The organism is Scytonema millei VB511283 (assembly GCF_000817735.3).
GTDB classification, from domain to species: Bacteria; Cyanobacteriota; Cyanobacteriia; order Cyanobacteriales; family Chroococcidiopsidaceae; genus Chroococcidiopsis; species Chroococcidiopsis millei_B.
In genome coordinates this window covers 371372-387931 of record NZ_JTJC03000017.1, presented here as the reverse complement: position 1 = coordinate 387931, position 16560 = coordinate 371372, and the positions used below count along the sequence as shown (strand labels likewise).

The 16560-nt window shown below is 45.9% G+C and carries 14 protein-coding genes, 1 tRNA gene and 1 pseudogene; 7 read left to right on the top strand and 9 right to left on the bottom strand.

Features of this window, described 5'->3' with window-relative positions; all coding sequences use genetic code 11:
* Positions 1-23: 23 nt before the first annotated feature.
* Positions 24-644: pseudogene (gene clpP / locus QH73_RS27330) on the top strand (ATP-dependent Clp endopeptidase proteolytic subunit ClpP); the annotation flags it as partial.
* 123 nt (positions 645-767) lie between these two features.
* Here the strand turns inward: clpP and QH73_RS27325 are convergent.
* Positions 768-1712, bottom strand: coding sequence for a slr1353 family protein (locus QH73_RS27325; protein ID WP_052289770.1), 945 nt, complete (start codon positions 1710-1712; stop codon positions 768-770).
* Between the two features lie 698 nt (positions 1713-2410).
* On the opposite strand from QH73_RS27325, the gene QH73_RS27320 reads away from it, so the two are divergent.
* The 3 genes from QH73_RS27320 to QH73_RS27310 all read left to right on the top strand — a co-directional run bounded on the left by QH73_RS27320 (position 2411) and on the right by QH73_RS27310 (position 6398).
* Positions 2411-4735: a ribonuclease R family protein gene (locus QH73_RS27320; RefSeq protein WP_039713616.1), complete on the top strand. Its 2325-nt coding sequence runs from the start codon at positions 2411-2413 to the stop codon at positions 4733-4735.
* Positions 4725-5339 (top strand): flavin prenyltransferase UbiX, encoded by a 615-nt coding sequence (locus tag QH73_RS27315; RefSeq protein ID WP_039713617.1) that lies wholly within the window; start codon positions 4725-4727, stop codon positions 5337-5339. The genes QH73_RS27320 and QH73_RS27315 overlap by 11 nt, the downstream gene beginning before the upstream one ends.
* Positions 5340-5516: 177 nt before the next feature.
* Positions 5517-6398: a LapA family protein gene (locus tag QH73_RS27310; protein ID WP_039713618.1), complete on the top strand. Its 882-nt coding sequence runs from the start codon at positions 5517-5519 to the stop codon at positions 6396-6398.
* Between the two features lie 16 nt (positions 6399-6414).
* Here QH73_RS27310 and QH73_RS27305 read toward each other — a convergent pair whose 3' ends face one another.
* From QH73_RS27305 to QH73_RS27295, 3 genes are all read right to left on the bottom strand, one after another.
* Positions 6415-6693: a hypothetical protein gene (locus QH73_RS27305; protein WP_309476541.1), complete on the bottom strand. Its 279-nt coding sequence runs from the start codon at positions 6691-6693 to the stop codon at positions 6415-6417.
* Positions 6694-6931: 238 nt separating this feature from the next.
* Positions 6932-7237: a hypothetical protein gene (locus QH73_RS27300; RefSeq protein ID WP_039713619.1), complete on the bottom strand. Its 306-nt coding sequence runs from the start codon at positions 7235-7237 to the stop codon at positions 6932-6934.
* 21 nt (positions 7238-7258) lie between these two features.
* Positions 7259-8167 carry an alpha/beta fold hydrolase gene (locus QH73_RS27295; RefSeq protein WP_039713620.1) on the bottom strand — a complete coding sequence of 303 codons (909 nt, stop codon included), beginning with the start codon at positions 8165-8167 and terminating at the stop codon, positions 7259-7261.
* 360 nt (positions 8168-8527) lie between these two features.
* On the opposite strand from QH73_RS27295, the gene QH73_RS27290 reads away from it, so the two are divergent.
* The 3 genes from QH73_RS27290 to fba all read left to right on the top strand — a co-directional run bounded on the left by QH73_RS27290 (position 8528) and on the right by fba (position 10581).
* On the top strand, positions 8528-9055 hold the full coding sequence (locus tag QH73_RS27290; protein WP_015156799.1) for a GNAT family N-acetyltransferase: 528 nt from the start codon (positions 8528-8530) through the stop codon (positions 9053-9055).
* 146 nt (positions 9056-9201) lie between these two features.
* A tRNA-Lys gene (locus tag QH73_RS27285) sits at positions 9202-9273 on the top strand.
* 228 nt (positions 9274-9501) lie between these two features.
* Positions 9502-10581: a class II fructose-bisphosphate aldolase gene (gene fba / locus QH73_RS27280; RefSeq protein WP_039713621.1), complete on the top strand. Its 1080-nt coding sequence runs from the start codon at positions 9502-9504 to the stop codon at positions 10579-10581.
* A gap of 122 nt (positions 10582-10703) precedes the next feature.
* Here fba and QH73_RS27275 read toward each other — a convergent pair whose 3' ends face one another.
* The 5 genes from QH73_RS27275 to QH73_RS27255 all read right to left on the bottom strand — a co-directional run bounded on the left by QH73_RS27275 (position 10704) and on the right by QH73_RS27255 (position 16453).
* Positions 10704-11516, bottom strand: coding sequence for a carbon-nitrogen hydrolase family protein (locus QH73_RS27275; protein WP_039713622.1), 813 nt, complete (start codon positions 11514-11516; stop codon positions 10704-10706).
* Between the two features lie 380 nt (positions 11517-11896).
* Positions 11897-13669 (bottom strand): M61 family metallopeptidase, encoded by a 1773-nt coding sequence (locus QH73_RS27270; protein WP_039713623.1) that lies wholly within the window; start codon positions 13667-13669, stop codon positions 11897-11899.
* Between the two features lie 44 nt (positions 13670-13713).
* Positions 13714-13857, bottom strand: coding sequence for a hypothetical protein (locus QH73_RS27265; protein ID WP_165587794.1), 144 nt, complete (start codon positions 13855-13857; stop codon positions 13714-13716).
* 8 nt (positions 13858-13865) lie between these two features.
* Positions 13866-15137: a GspE/PulE/PilB domain-containing protein gene (locus tag QH73_RS27260; RefSeq protein ID WP_052289771.1), complete on the bottom strand. Its 1272-nt coding sequence runs from the start codon at positions 15135-15137 to the stop codon at positions 13866-13868.
* Between the two features lie 131 nt (positions 15138-15268).
* Entirely contained in the window at positions 15269-16453 is a 1185-nt protein-coding gene (locus tag QH73_RS27255; RefSeq protein WP_039713624.1) for a HetZ-related protein 2, read from the bottom strand.
* Between the last annotated feature and the right edge of the window lie 107 nt (positions 16454-16560).

Genomic DNA, 16560 nt, shown 5'->3' with positions numbered 1-16560 from the left:
GATAAAATGAAGAAAACTCACAACAGACTAACCGAATGATTCCTATTGTTATCGAACAATCTGGACGCGGGGAACGCGCTTTTGATATCTACTCTCGCTTGCTGCGGGAACGGATTATCTTTCTAGGACAAGCCATTGATTCTAACTTGGCTAATTTGATTGTTGCCCAGTTGTTGTATTTGGATGCTGAGGATGGCGAGAAAGACATCTATCTCTATATCAACTCTCCTGGTGGCTCGGTGACGGCGGGAATGGGTATTTTTGATACGATGAAGCACATTCGCCCCGATGTTTGTACTATATGTACGGGATTAGCAGCCAGTATGGGGGCTTTTCTACTCAGTGCTGGCACGAAAGGAAAGCGCATGAGCCTGCCAAATTCGCGTATCATGATCCATCAACCTCTCGGTGGCGCACAGGGACAAGCCACTGATATTGAAATTCAAGCTAAAGAAATCTTGTATCACAAGCGGAAGTTGAACGAGCATTTAGCCGAACATACAGGTCAACCGCTAGAAAGGATCGAGCAAGATACAGAGCGAGATTTCTTTATGTCGCCCCAAGAAGCGATGGATTATGGTTTGATCGATCAAGTTATCGACAAGAAAGCTGTTGGTAGACGACCGATGGCGGCAGTTGGCTAATAGGGAAGACAATTCAATTCACAATGGATTGTGTAAGGGCGGGTTTTGACCAAAGAAAAACTGCTTCGGTTGTCCATCTATTTGCTAAACCCGCCCCTACGACTGCTGGCTTCACACTTTATCTCAATGCGATGTATCAATGCGATCGCGTTCGGTTTGCAAATAGTCCAAAAATCCCTGTAATTCCCGCTCGGTCAATTGATGCCGCTTATTCTTACTATATTCTGCTTGCAGGTATTTAGGACCTTCTTTAGCATCCCATCCAAATTCCTGTAGCTCTTTGACGGCTTGAGTTGTTTGAGTGTATAACTCCAAATAGCGATTGAAGTCCCGTGCTTGTAGGGCTGTTAACTCGTAGCGCGACCCTTTACCGTAGTTAGTTTCCAAACATTCGCGCTCGTCGTTTGCCTTCAGCTTTGCCTCCTTGAGTTTGACCTCAATCTTTTGTAATTCCGTAGCTAAGTCCGCAGAGGATTGAGTTTCTTCTCTTGTTATATCATCTGCGATCGCTAGAGATTCATCATGAGAGGATAAATCTGCGCTCTCATGACTGTCTTGAGATAAAGGCAATTTACTGCTACTAGCAGCGAATAAATCAGCAGCAAAATCTCCGCCAAAAATATCTGTTTCCAGTGGTGGTTCGGGATTGGTGGCTAATGGTTTACTTTTGCCTCTACCACCAGTATTGATGGAAGTTGATTTTTGTTCTTTTGTAGAAGGTTCTAATTCTGGCTTGTGGCTAAAATCTAACTGCGATTTAGTCGGAGTAGGAGGAGTAGAAGAATTGCTTGGTTCCGACAAGGATGCAGCTGGTTGCGCCACAGGTATTTCTGGTGGCGTAGGTAATGCAGGAATTATTTGAGTTTTTGGGGCAATTGCTGTGAGAAAATCGTGGTTGAAACAAGCGATCGCTCTTTCTCTCGCCCGCTCTTCTGCTGCTTCCAGCGTTTCTGCTGTTGCCATCCCAGTAGCACGAACAATACCATCAACCTGTACCGCTACCCGCACGACAAACTTACCCTGATAAATTGTCAATAACTCTGAAATTAAGCTTTTGTCATTTGTCATTTGTCATACCCTACGGGAAGGGCTTCGCCCTACGTCATTTGTCAGGAGGCAGGAGTCAGAAGTCAGGAGTCGCGTGGGAGAAGAATATATCGAAATTCTCCCTTGTCTCCCTTGTCTCCCTTGTCTCCTTTGTCCTAAAACACTCTAGCCCCTATCCCCTTTTCTATATGTCGCTTGTTTCCTAAAATAGAATGGGGACAGCTGATTTTAGTAGATGACGTGCTGCTTACTCAAATGTTACCGACTTTTTGAAGAGAGTGTAACAAAACTGAGTAAATAGTATTTCAGCTCGGTCAGATAAATCCTCATGCATCACAAGTGTTACATCTTTTGACACTTCAATCCTCGTTATCTCACTGCCTAGCTGCGATTTATTTGTGGCTATATATCCGTTGGTGAGAGGCGATCGACTCGCACGCAGCATGACTACATCCGTTGTGTAGAGTATAGACCTTGATGATGCGACCCTCTCGCCTTTCCTAGTAACAAAGGTTATTTTGGGAGTTGGGTGAGATACTGCTGTTAGAAGTCCCAACTGTTTCACCCTACCAAAGCCAAAGTTGCGCCCAGCGGTAAAGATCTGGCTAAAGGTAGATGTAAAAGGAAAAAGCCTATTTTCCACAGGCAGTCAGAGATAGCTGACTGCCTAACCCAGACAACAAGAAGTATGATATTTTGACCGGAGGTCGGCTCGCTACATGGAGTTTTCAATCGCTACACTACTAGGTAATTTCACAAGTGATAAATTAGTTGCAGCAAAAGCCCTAGAAAAAAAACTAGATTACCAAGACGAAAGTAGTATTCAAAGGTTATTCATTGCCCTAGACGTACTGGAAAAAATCGGCGTTTTGGTTAAGGAACACGGTAAGTATCGTCGGGTAAGAGAAGAAGGAACGATTGAGGCTAAACTTCGTTGTTCTAGTAAAGGTTTTTGCTTTGCAATTCAAGAAGCTGAGGGATCGGAAGATATCTACATTCGCGAAAGTCATCTAAGTAATGCTTGGAATGGCGATCGCGTTTTAGTGAAACTGACGAAAGAAGGTAGCCGTCGTCGCAGTCCCGAAGGCGAAGTCCAACTCATTTTAGAACGGGCAAATCAAAGTCTGTTAGCAAGAATCAAACAAACAGATACTAATTTTAGAGCTGTTCCTCTAGACGATCGCCTCCTATTTGAAATCGAACTGCAACCCGACGGTCACGACCTAGCACAAGCGATTGACTATTTGGTACATGTAGAAATCCTCCGCTATCCCATTGCCCAATATCCTCCTTTAGGCAGAGTCGTACAAGTTTTAGGCAGCGATGCCGAAGCCGCCTCAGATGTAGAGTTGGTGTCGTGCAAGCACAACCTACCCCGCGCCTTTTCCTCATCCGTGCTTGAAGCAGCGGTCGAATTACCAGCTCAAATTAGCCGCAAAGAATTCAAAACCAGAAGCGATCTGCGTCCGTTCCTCACCTTAAGTTTCCGAGAGTCAGCGGACGACCCGACATATGTTGAAAATGCTTTTACTTTAGAAAAAACTACAACGGGACAGTGGCAATTAGGAGTTCATACTGCCGATCTTGCCTACTTTATCGAACCAGATACGCCTTTAGATCGTGAAGGGTTGAAACGTTCCAGTAGCGTTTACCTGGGAGAAAAAATTCTGCCTTTATTTCCCGATGCAGTGGCACAACGGAGTGCATTCGAGCCGGAAAGCGATCGCCGTGCCATTTCCGTTCTGCTGACTTTGGATGCAGCAACCGGACAAATTGTGGAGTTTGAAATTCAACCGAGCGCGATCCAAGTCGATTTCCAGCTCGATGCTGAAGTTGTAGAGAACATTCTAAGCGATCGCACCGCAGAACTAGGACTACCAGCCGCAGTGGTGGAAAAAGTCGGACAGCTATCAGTATTAAGCAAAGCCTTGCAAGAGCAAAGACAAGCTAGAGGTAGCTTTGCCCTCAACTTACCACCCCGTCAGTACTCCTACTATGACGAAGGCAGGTTAGGAGTCCTGACTCAAGGAGAACCCAAACTCTCCGAATTGGTTACCGAGTTGCTTTTATTAGCAAATCAAGTTGTTGCCGAGCATCTAAACGCTTTGGGGGTGCCTGCGATTTATCGCATTCAACCGCCTCCCGATGTTGAAGACGTGCAAGAAACAATCAAGCTAGCAGCTAACTTAGGAGTAGAACTAGGCTTAGATCGAGAAGATGCCGTCCATGCAGGAGACTACCAAGAATTTACCGAGCAGTTTGCGCGATCGCCCCAAGCAGAACAAGTCTTGACTTATTTGTTACGGGATACGCTGAAGCCGAGTGCTTACAGCAGTAAATTCCAGCCATACTTTAGCTTGGCTCTACCGGGCTACACCCACTCTCACGCACCCTTGCGGCGGTTTGCCGATCTATTAGTTCAGCGAGTCTTACATACAGTATTCGAGCAAGGACGCGAGCGCCGGACTACACGGGCAAAAGACAGCATAAATTTACGTCATAGCTCTTCTCATGGCAAAATTGGTTGGAACGTCTTGCCTCCAGAAACGCAGCAGGAGCTAGAAGTTTATATCGCAGGTGCGATCGCGCAGTTGAACGAGCGAGACAAGGAAGTTCAGGAAGCCGAAGACGATTTAGTTGGGTTACAAAAAGCTCAACTGATGAAACAGCGCATCGGCGACGTGTTTGAAGGCATTATTACCGGAGTCCAGTCCTACGGCTTTTTTGTGGAAATTGAAGTTTCCGACACTAAAGGCAGAACGTTGCGAGTCGAAGGTTTAGTCCACGTCAGTTCTCTCAAAGATGACTGGTACGAGTATCGCGGCAGACAACAAGCTTTATTTGGACGGAAAAACCGTGCTGCATATCGTTTAGGCGATCGCGTTTCCGTGCAAGTCAAGAGCGTAGACTACTACCGCCAGCAAATCGACTTAGTGACAGTCAACGGCGATCGAATGCTTAGTGGCGATCGGCTAGAGGACACCTCACCCCTCGATAACGACTTGAGCGACGACTCAGACACGTATTTTGACGATGAGGAATAATCTACCGCTAATCCTGGCTGTCAGCGGGGCATCGGGGTTAATTTATGCCGTCCGAGCGGTGAAATATCTCTTGGAGGCAGACTACGAGATCGAGCTAGTTGCCTCCAAATCAACCTACATGGTCTGGCAGGCGGAACAAAATCTTCGGATGCCTGTAGAACCCTTGCAACAAGAACAATTTTGGCGACAGCAGGCAAGGGTAGAATCCTCTGGAAAACTCCGCTGTCATCCTTGGGGAGATGTAGGCGCTAACATTGCCAGTGGCTCGTTTCGGACGCTGGGAATGATAGTCATGCCTTGTAGTATGAGTACGGTAGCAAAGCTTGCCAATGGTTTGAGTTCCGACTTGCTCGAACGCGCTGCTGATGTCCAGTTGAAAGAAGGGCGCAGGCTGATTGTCGTGCCTAGAGAAACCCCCTTTAGTCTGATTCACCTCCGCAACCTCACCACGCTAGCAGAGGCAGGCGCTAGAATTGTGCCAGCAATCCCTGCTTGGTATCACAATCCACAAACAATCGAAGACTTAGTGGATTTTGTCGTTGCCCGTACCTTAGATCAACTCGATATTGACTGCATTCCACTCGAACGATGGCAGGGACGATAATAGGGAATAAGAAGGAGCGAGGAGTGAGGAGTGAGGAAATTGCGCATTGGTAGTTGGTAGTTGCTCCCCTTTCCCTTGCGCCTCGCATGACTGCTGACGGTGCTTCTACTAGAGCGTCGATACCCTCAGCTCTTTTCTCCCCTTTCTCTCTCTCCTCACCCCTTACCCCTCAAAATTATGGCTGCCATCCGCTTCTTTCTTTTATTGATATTACTGGGAGGTCTGACGGTACTGCTGGTGCAAAACTGGACACCAGTACTGTCTTTGGTATTTTTAGGCGGACAAACTCAGGCATTACCTTTGTCAATCTGGATTTTGTTTAGCGTTGCTGCTGGGGCAATAACCTCGATATTCATTGCCAGTTGTTTTCAAATCTCTAGCTATTTTGCCCAACCGAGAGCGAAAAAGCAGCGCCGTCGAGCCGCAAAAACTTCGACTCGGTTTGCTACAGAAGAGAAAAATCCTAACAAAACGCCAGACCCTCCTAAAACAAATACCTACAGCTATACTGGTAGTTCCCCGCGACAAACTCAAACATCCGTGCAGGATGACTCAGATGGATGGGATACTGCGGCTAATGACGATTGGGACTTTACCGAAGATACAGAACCAATCACACAAGCTCCCGATCGCCAAGAGTATACCGATCGCGCTGTTGCGGACAGAAAACGCAGTAGCAACCTTGATGATGACTGGGATTACGTGCCTCAAGACACTCAGCGTCAACCCCAAGAGCGGCAAAAAAACTATGCTAGCGATGAGATCAATCGCCCAGCTAGCAACGATTCTAACGAACCTAATGAACCCAAAAGGAGCGATCGCTCTGCTTCAGTTTACTCCTATAGCGCTCGCGAGCCAAAAAATTCAGGTATAGGTAGAACTGAATCAGTCTATGATGCCGAGTACCGCGTTCTTACCCCACCCTACAAACAACAAAATTCGTCTTCACCACCACCCAGTAACCGCCCTCAAAATAACGATGACGATGATTGGGGATTTGTGAATGACGAAGACTGGAAAGTGGATAACGAGGACGATTCGCCCCGTTCAGAAAAATAATTTACGCCAGACTTAGTTACGTCCGTGATGCGATCGCCACGCTCAAGTGCTTTCGCTTTAGCCGCTCCCGCGATTCCTGTCTAACCCTGCCTTGCATAGCGGCTTCCTGCAATCGCATGAAAGCCAGAAAATCTTCTTGTCCGTAGTGATGTGACATCAGATAACGCAATTTCTCTTCAGCTTCCAATGTCAGATATCCAGTTTTAATTGCCTGGAGAGCTAGGTCGCGAATTTCAGCCATATTCATCTCCTCATGCACCACAATCGGGAAGCTTACTTCCCAGTTATCAATCATAGACGTTACAAGTCTACATATAGTTTCAGTTAACTTAAAGAAAATTTTATACTATGTTGGGTTCTCTTATGGTATCCATACCAACATTATACTCTCAAAGCTTACTACTAAACTTCTTTGAGTGTTTGACTCTATAGCTAAAAAGCAATAAAAGTCGATAGTCGATCGGTCGTTAGTTGTCAGTGACTAGCAGCTAGTATCAGTGGCTAGAAGAATTTAGTCACCTGATACCTAGTCACTAGACACTTATGTTGTCTCCTTTGTCCTCTTCTAACTGCCAGTTTGCCAACAACTGTTGTATTCTCAGCCGTTCGATATAAGGCCAACCGCCCGTAGTTTCAATGTCTTTTAGTAGAGCGTAAAGTGCTTGACGATTATCTGGCAAAGATTCTTGAAATAAGCCATCCCGAATTTCCCGATGCAATTGCTCTAACTGTCGCAGTAAGGCTAAAAGAGCGAGATTATCTCCCCGACACTTATCGGCTAAACTCAAGACGATAATGGCAATTTGCTGTAACTCTGACTCTTCTAGCTGCCAATTCATGCTGTTTTGGAGGGGTGAGGACTATTTGTACTGCGTTACTATAGCTCGTATTTGCTCGGCGACCATATCTGTCTGTTCTAACATTGCCAAATGTCCGCATTCAGGAATTTCGATCGCATTTTCGCCACAGGCTTGAAACAAAGGGTGAAAACTGGCAAGATGGCGGACGTATTTTGGTTCCATAATCTTGTCTTTGTCACCTGCTAGAAAATAAACTGGCTGTTGGAGCTGTGACACGATCTGCGGTAGGCGATTAATTTCAGTCTCCGTAGTAGAGTCTAGCAGCGCTCCCAGAGCTGCTTCTGGGTGAGCGATCGCCAAATCGACGATCCGCTGACGACCCCAAGAACGAGCGATCGCCCTGGCGACATTTGCCCGCGTCATCCATAAATCGACTAACGGTAATAAAGGCAACCAACGGGGACGAAGTTTCACCAGCTGAGTCCCAACTGCGCGAAATTGCTCGAAAGATTCCTTCAGATAAATTCCGCCACCAGCATTCACGCAAATGACCCCCTGTACGGACTGGGGCATTTGCTGAGCCGTCCAGAGCGCGATCGTCCCGCCAAGGGAGTGACCGATCAACCAAGCGCTGGAAATGTTAAGTTCCTGCAATAAACATTGCAAATCGCGAGCATAAGCAGTGGGTGAATAGAGAGAACCATCTCCATTTGTAGCATTGGAGCTATTTAGCGCCAGATCCCGAGCCTCTGCTTCAGCCTTCTCCTGAGAAGAAATGGCGTGAGATTGACCAAAGCCGCGCAAATCGTAAGATAAACATTGATAGTCTGCTGCCAGCCTTTCAATGAGAGGTTGCCAGTAGGCACGGCTGAGAAGCCAACCGTGAACGAATACCAAAGCATGGGGAAAAGTCGTCGGTGCAGTCAACTCGTAAACGTGACGCACTCCCGCAATCTCTATGGTTGCCATGCTTCTATCCTAGCCTTAACGCTACCTCAGCAGTTGTAGAGTTTATCTTTACTTCTTTCTTTTGACAGAACGCTTGCCCTAGAAGTTTCCTTCTTGCCGCTTGCCTCTTGCCTCTTACCCCTAATTCCTTTAAGGTGCTAAAGTTAAAAATGGCTGGTTATGAGTAAGCTAGTTGTACTTCAACTCTAATTCTGTGCCTTTCACACTACGGCATTCATTTGGCAATCAAACTGCTGCTTGAATCGGGTGGCGGGAAAGTAGACGTTAGAACTTGGGTAAGAACAGCGAAACTAGAAAAACTAGAAGTATCATACTAGCTCGTGCAGTCAATATCGTTTCTATCTCATAAATTGCATTGGCATGGGTTTTTGGAAAGGCTGGTTTAGCGGTTCTGAAACTGCTACCGGAACCAAGACAGCGCCAGTAGAGGAGGAAGCCGTCGAATCTATGGGCTTTTCTGCTCTAAATGGTGAAAGTATTGTTTTTAGCACCGATCGCAACATCGACCTTTACGAGTTGGAAGAACTTTGCGATGCTGTCGGTTGGGCGCGTCGTCCTCTCCGTAAGGTCAAAAAAGCGATTCAGCACAGCTTTCTCGTCGTGTCGATGTGGCAAGTACGAGGAACTCAGCGAAGGCTAATTGGATTTGCCCGTGCTACTTCAGATCATGCCTTCAACGCTACTATTTGGGATGTCGTCGTGCATCCTAGCTTTCAGGGAAAGGGGCTAGGTAAGGCATTGATGAAATACGCAATTAAAAAACTTCGTGCTGAGGACATCAGCAACATTACTCTGTTTGCCGACCCCCATGTGGTAGATTTTTATCGGGGTATGGGTTTTATGACCGATCCTGAAGGGATTAAGGGGATGTTTTGGTATCCCAACTAGCCAGGAAAGGGAGCAGGGAGCAGAGAGCAGAGAGCAGGGGAGAAAATTTTTTTCTTGCAACTGGCGCGAAATGCAGTGACTTTGACTAAGTGCTTGCACAAATCCAGGAACTTCTGGTAAACTAGTAAAGTTGCGAAAACGCAAAAGGGTCGCTAACTCAACGGTAGAGTACTCGGCTTTTAACCGAATAGTTCTGGGTTCGAATCCCAGGCGACCCATATTTTTAACTCGATATGTTTGTCTAGCGTTCAAGTAACAGTAAACGCTGGACAAATCGGCTTTGGCTCCAAAGCAGCAATCAAGCGATCGCGGTGAAGGTATCCCAGCACCTTACCTCATCTCTAAATCTAAGTCTCTAGTAATGATCTGAAATTTATCTTAAGATTAGCGTAATAAACACGCTTGTTCAAAGCAACTAGCTGATAACAAAACTAGGAGGACATTGTATGGCGCTCGTACCAATGCGGCTGATGTTGGATCACGCGGCAGAGAATGGATACGGCATTCCAGCTTTCAACGTGAATAACATGGAGCAGATCCAAGCAATCATGCAGGCTGCTAAAGAAACAGACAGCCCCGTGATTCTACAAGCCTCTCGTGGCGCTCGTAAGTATGCAGGTGAAAATTTCCTGCGTCACCTAATTTTGGCAGCAGTAGAAACTTATCCTTATATTCCTATTGCCATGCATCAAGATCATGGTAACGAGCCTGCTACTTGCTATTCAGCAATCAAAAATGGCTTTACCAGCGTCATGATGGATGGTTCTCTAGAAGCTGACGCTAAATCCCCAGCTAGCTACGAATACAATGTCAACGTTACCCGCGAAGTTGTAAAAGTAGCTCACGCTCTGGGTGTTAGCGTAGAAGGCGAACTCGGTTGCTTGGGTTCTTTAGAAACTGGCATGGGTGAAGCTGAAGACGGACATGGTTTTGAGGGTAAGTTGTCCCACGATCAATTGTTAACAGATCCAGATCAAGCTGTTGATTTCGTAGAGCAAACTCAAGTAGATGCTTTAGCAGTGGCAATTGGAACCAGCCACGGCGCTTACAAGTTTACCCGCAAGCCAACAGGTGAAATTTTGGCTATTAGCCGAATTGAAGAAATTCACCGTCGTTTGCCCAACACTCACTTGGTTATGCACGGTTCTTCTTCAGTACCCGAAGACTTACTGGCTTTAATCAACCAGTACGGCGGGGCTATTCCTGAAACCTACGGCGTGCCAGTCGAAGAGATTCAAAAAGGAATCAAGAGTGGAGTGCGGAAGATAAATATCGACACCGACAACCGCTTAGCAATCACCGCTGCGGTACGGGAAGCTCTAGCGAAAGATGCTAAGGAATTCGACCCCCGCCACTTCCTGAAGCCTTCCATCAAGTACATGCAAAAAGTCTGTGCCGATCGCTATCAGCAATTTAGCACTGCTGGCAACGCTAGCAAGATCAAGCAAATTTCTACCGATGATTTTGCTGCTAAGTATGCTAAGGGCGAATTGAACGCTATCACCAAAAAGACTGCAACCGTGTAATTCAACACATCGTTGCGAGACAAGCGTAGGGTGGGCATTGCCCACCCTACATTTTTGGCTAATATCATCGAATCTTACTACTCTTGTACGGGCGCACAGCTGTGCGCTCCTACTCGCTCTCTTCAAACAAACACCCGATGCTGTAAAGAAGGCATTTGACGGCGGACTTGTTCGAGACGAACGGGATTAATTTCCGCGATCGCTACTCCTGGGCGATCGCCTGCATCGGCTAAAATAACTCCCCAAGGATCGATAACCATTGCATGTCCGTGAGACTGACGTAGGGCGTAATGTTTCCCTGTCTGCGCGGGAGCAAGAATATAACAAGTATTTTCAATTGCTCTAGCTTGTAACAAGATTTGCCAATGGTCTTTACCAGTGTATGCCGTAAAAGCCGCTGGGATAAACATCACATCGGCTCCCTTGTATGCTAAGTGGCGGTAGAGTTCGGGAAAGCGGACATCGTAGCAAATGGAGAGCCCTAGATGACCTAATTCTGTAGAGGGATAAACCACTGGTAACTGTATTCCAGCTTGTACAGTACTGGATTCGCGGTAAGTATTGCCATCGGGTAAGTTGACATCAAATAAGTGTACCTTTTGATAGCAGGCGAGTTCTTCCCCACTTGGTCCAATCAGTAAGGCTGTATTGTAAACTTTGCGATCGTCAACTGGTACGGGAAATCCGCCGCCGAGAATTGTTACCTGAAAGCGTTGCGCGACAGTTCGGAGAAATTTTTCGCTTTTCGATGCGATCGCTGCTGCTTGGGCAATTTTATCCTCTTCCCGTCCCAAATAAGAGAAGTTTTCCGGCAAGGTGACCAACTCCGCGCCTTGACGGACGGCAAGTTCGATCAATTCTTCAGCCTGTACCAAATTTTTCTCTAGGTCAGGCACGCTAGTCATTTGAACGGCAGCAGCGAGATAAGACTTCATGTATATTCCGATAAGACAATCTGAAGTAGATTATTAAAAATATATCCTTCAATAGTGCCTTTCGCGTATCTCAGAAAAGTTCTGTCTTTTTTCTGTCTCTTGTCTTCTTCTAGCGACAACAGATAACTATTAACCAACAGCAGGTTAAGTCCGCGCTGTTTGAGTTTGTTGCTCTCAAGACTTATTAACTAGGATAACAAGGGAACTCAAGAATGTGCCGCTACCACTGTCAGGATTGGGTAGAGTGCTGTCGGCTTTCGATCTACAATAGCTTTGACATACTCCCCAGCATAGAAGGACGCGGCTTTAAACCCATTCTCTTAGTAACAGTGCAGAAGGCTGCTCGAACTTTGAAACAGCCTTTTTTAAAAGAGGAGATATTAACAGCGGCTCCCAAGCCATCCCTCATAGTTTTGTTTTTGAGTCGGAGAGGGATTTTCTACTGGGACAACCTGATAGCGGTTGGGACGAGGAGCAGCTAAAGTCACAGTATAAGTACATAGTTCTTCTTGATGGAAAACTGTAACTTCGATCGCATCTCCTGGTTGGTAATCTCGCAGGCGATCGCTCAAATTATTGGCGGTTGCTTTTAAGCCGTCAATTGCTAGCAATTCATCTCCAGGATTAATCCCTGCTCGCTGCGCTGGTGCGTCGATCTCCACAAATTTAATTGTTTCTTTTCCATTTTCTGCTTGTACTTTCATGCCTATATAAGGCACAGATTCCTCATTTTCTACGACTAATTTCAAACCAAAAGGTTCGAGATAACGATCGAAAGGTAATTCTTCCGTGCCATCAACGTATCGTTTAAAGAAATCATCTAAATTTGTTCCAGCTACAGATTCAATCACTTGTTTTAACTGTGCGGGAGTAAAACCAATTTCATCTTTGCCGAATTGCTCCCACATCTGACGCATGACATCATCTAGCGATCGCCGATTTTGATGTTTTTCTCGGATGGATAAATCGAGTAATAGCGAGACTAATTCCCCTTTCAAATAATAGGAGATTTGGGAGTTATTAGTATTATTGTCGAAACGATACAGCTTAATCCAAGCATCAAAGCTCGATTCAGAAGCAGGTTGTACGAGTCGTCCTGGCGTAGTTTGTAGGCGAGTAATTTCCTTACTCAAATTCTTCAAATAAGTCTTATCGTTATAAATACCTGCCCGTAAAGGAATAGCTAAATCATAATAGCTAGTCGTCCCTTCACAAAACCACAGCGACGGCGTGTAATTTTCGTTATCGTAATCGAAAACCTCTAACGCTTTCGGACGAATCCGCTTGACATTCCAGAGGTGAAAGAATTCGTGGGCGACAAGTTGCATGAAGCGTTCGTACTTCTCGCGATCGCGAAATCCAAAGCGGGAATAAATCAACGAGCAAGCGAATTTATGTTCTAAACCGCCATTATTTTGCGATGCTAAATGCAACAAAAATATATACTTGTCATAAGGTAAACCGCCAAATAGTTCTGCCTCCACCTCGACGATCTTTTTAATGTCGGGAATCATCTTGGCAGCATCGGCATTACCTTTACCCCAAATCGCCAGTTCGTGTAATTTACCCAGCACCTCAAACTGATGCGATTGGTGACAGCCAATTTCAAACGGACTATCTACCAAAGTGTCAAAATCTGTCGCCGTAAACGTGTTAATTTGCCCTGGTACTGCTGGTAGAGGAGTCGTGACGCGCCAATCCGATCTTGGTGGTGCGATCTCGACTTGGATCGGTTGCTGTTCTAGTCCTGGGAGGCGAAAGAAGATAGCCGCACCGTTAAAATAGCCGTGAGTCGCATTGAGGTGATTCGTCCGTACTGACAGCTCGTTAGCATGGATGCGGTAGCGTACAGTAATGTCAGGGCGATCGCCTGTTTCTACTTGCCAGTGATTTTTACTCAACTTTCGCCATGCTAAAGTCCGTTCCCCCGCGCTGGCAGAAAAATCTTGTAGATGTTTAGCATATTCTCGCACCAAGTAAGAACCTGGTGTCCAAACGGGCATTTTTAGATCTAAAACTGGCAATTTCCAACCGCTTAAATGCAAAACAACCTCAAACAGATGATTTTCTGGTTGAGGCATGGCAACTTGATAATGAATTGTTGGTGTAAAGCTAGAAATCTTACCAACTTGAGTTAATGTAGCTTCAGTCATCAATGGTAGTGAGTTGTTGGACTTAGGATAAATCTAACAACTCTTTAGTGGTTGTTGGTTGATTGACAGTAGACAGTGACTAGTGACTGGTGGCTAGTGGAACTAGAATTGCTCCCCCCTCTCCCTTGTCTCCCTTGTCTCCCTTGTCTCCCCTGCTCCTGAAGCGCCTCTGCTCCCTGTTCCCTCATAACGCAGGTCACTGCTTTAGCTGTTCCAATTGCCGCTCTACGTTTTCGATGATTTGATTGAGAGCGAGGAGAGATTGGTATCGTTCGCCATGTTCTTCAGCGTCGATGCTAGCTCGTTCTTGCAGTTGACGCAACTTTTTCTGAAGCTGGTTGGCGATCGCCATCGCGTCGCGGCTTAAAGTATCTAATTGTTGTTGTTGATAAAACTCTAAGGCTTCTCCGCGCAAAACTTGTAAAGTTGCCTGTTCGCCGTTGCTACCTGGCATGACGCGCAGGCGTAATAACACTCGTTCGCCATGATAAAAACGCTCGATCTCTACCTGTTTTGCTTCCTTCACTGGCGCAAGAGGCATGTGCGTCAATTCTTTCAGTTGTTCGATCGCCTCTTGAAACAGCTTTGCTGGAACTTCTGTTAGCACGCACTGCAAGTTTCCATCTTGGCTACACACGATCCGCCCTTGCTGTGGCGACTTACGCTCAAAATAAAGTCGTCCAATCCCTTTTTCTAAAACCCGTCCGAGTAATTCTCGTACGAGTTTCTTGGGAGGTAGGGTTTTAAGAGACTCGACTGAGTTAGTAGAATAACTAGCTGGTACTTTAATCGCCGACAAACCTGATGGAGTTGGGTTGGCTGGAGATTTTTGCTGGGACTTTGGCGTTCCGATCCCGCCTAGACCAGATGGTTTAGCAGCAGTTTGTTGAGATTGTGCCGATTTAATTCCACCTAAACCAGAATGTCTAACAGCAGATTGTTGGGATTGCGGTGTCTTAATTTCACCCAATCGAGCAGGTGTGGGTTGTGGCGTTTGTGGCTGAGAAGTCTTCCGGGCTGCAATATTTTCTCGCTCGTCAGCTAAAATCAGCGTCGGTTTGTCATTCGGGCTGAGTCCTGTTGGTTTGTCAGTTGTAGGTTTAGCAGCAGACGCACCAGGATATCCCGCAGCAATGGAGTGCAGCTTATCTGAGCTTAAATCGTTGTTTTTTGAGCGATTTAAGTAGGCTGACATGATCTGGCGGTGGTCTTCTGAGTCGAGCGCCTGGGGTACTAAAGTGTATTTTAAATATGCAGCGATCCGTTCGACGTATTCTATGGCAGCAGTATCGTCTAGATTTACCATTCCCAAAATCAAGTTTTGTCCCTCTACAGCTACAGGCAAAACTTGATGATATAAGCAAGCTTCAAAAGGCAGCATTCTATCAATGAGGCTGTAGATTTGCTCGGTATTCAGTTGGAATCTACCGCTTGCTGGCTCATCATTTTGGGGATGGAATTCTACCATAAAATTAGAATATTTTTCTGTATACTAAACTCTAATATATTCGCGGTCAGTGAAAACACGCAACGGTTAAGTACTTTAGTTTACAGAGATTTGAATGGAGAAACGGAAATAAGAAGTTGAGGTGAAATTCCTTATGTTTGGCTGCGCATTTCTTGAGCTATCAAGTATAGTTTACCCCATTCAGTCATAACCTGATGGCTCTTTAAATTCAAGGTTTTCGCAATTTCTTCATTATTCTGATTCGCTTTTTTCAACTGGACGATTTGTTGTTGAATTGGAGTTAATTGCCTTGAAAAGTCTTCCCACTGGTTTTGTGTCAGTCCCATGTTGTGTTCTATCAGGGAAGTCTCCAGCCATTCGCTCACGAGTTCCGGTTTATGTTTGAGTCCAAATACCCGTACGGCATGGTAGTTAATTTTCTCTCGCAAACGATAGATCTCTTTAACTGAGATGTTTAACTGAGCAGCGATCGCTTCTTGCGACTTACCTTGTAAGTAAAGCTGAAGCCATTGTGCGGCAGTCGTTCCCAGATTTTCTTCGAGATAGCTAGAAAATTCTTGTTTCACTAGCTGTCGCGCGGTTTGCTGCTCCTCTAAGCTTTGTTCTTCTTGATAGTCTGCGACTGCTTTGGGATCTAACAAGCTAAAGGAGTTATCGCTATCATCGCCTAGTATTTCTTCAGACAGCAGGCGTAATTTATTATTGACAGGAACTTGTGTGACTCCTCCCCGTGCCGTGCGGCGCAAATAATTGACAAAGCGATAGACCAATAAGGGTTGACTGCGGATCGGGCGCAAGCAATATTCTTCTAAACTAGCAAATAGCAGAGCGTTGCGTAGTTTTAGATCGTCCGTACACTCAGCAATCCAAGCTATTTGCTGTTGCATGTAGCGATCGCTTTGCAATAATTCTTGTAGTACTTCTTGCAATACTTCTGTAACTTGACGCTGGCGATCGCGACTCATAGAAACGAGCGTGCGGATTTTATTGCGCAACAACTCCAAACTACAGAGCCTCGTCATTAATTGACGATAGGCGCGTTCTGGTGGCATTCCTAAATAACGTTGCTTGAAGATGCGAAAGCGATATTCCATCGCTTGTTTGGCGATCGCTTGTTCGTTGGTGTTAAGTTGTTCCCAATTTTCGATCGCGTTGCCGACTAACCAACGAATGATACTCTCTCTGGTGGCATCGCTTTGTTCTGGACATTCAGTGCCTAGATGCGATCGCCAACTTTGTATCAGGTCTGTTGCCAACTTACTCATGAGATGGCACTCCTCCAATCCCTGCTTTACAGTTTGCATAACAACCTGCATTCTTCCTACCTACTACCTTTTGGAGCTGCTTGGGTTGGCAGTACGTGGTGTTTCAGGTCGTAATGATGAAACTTTCATCTCTTTTTATTCAGCAATCTTACCGACGC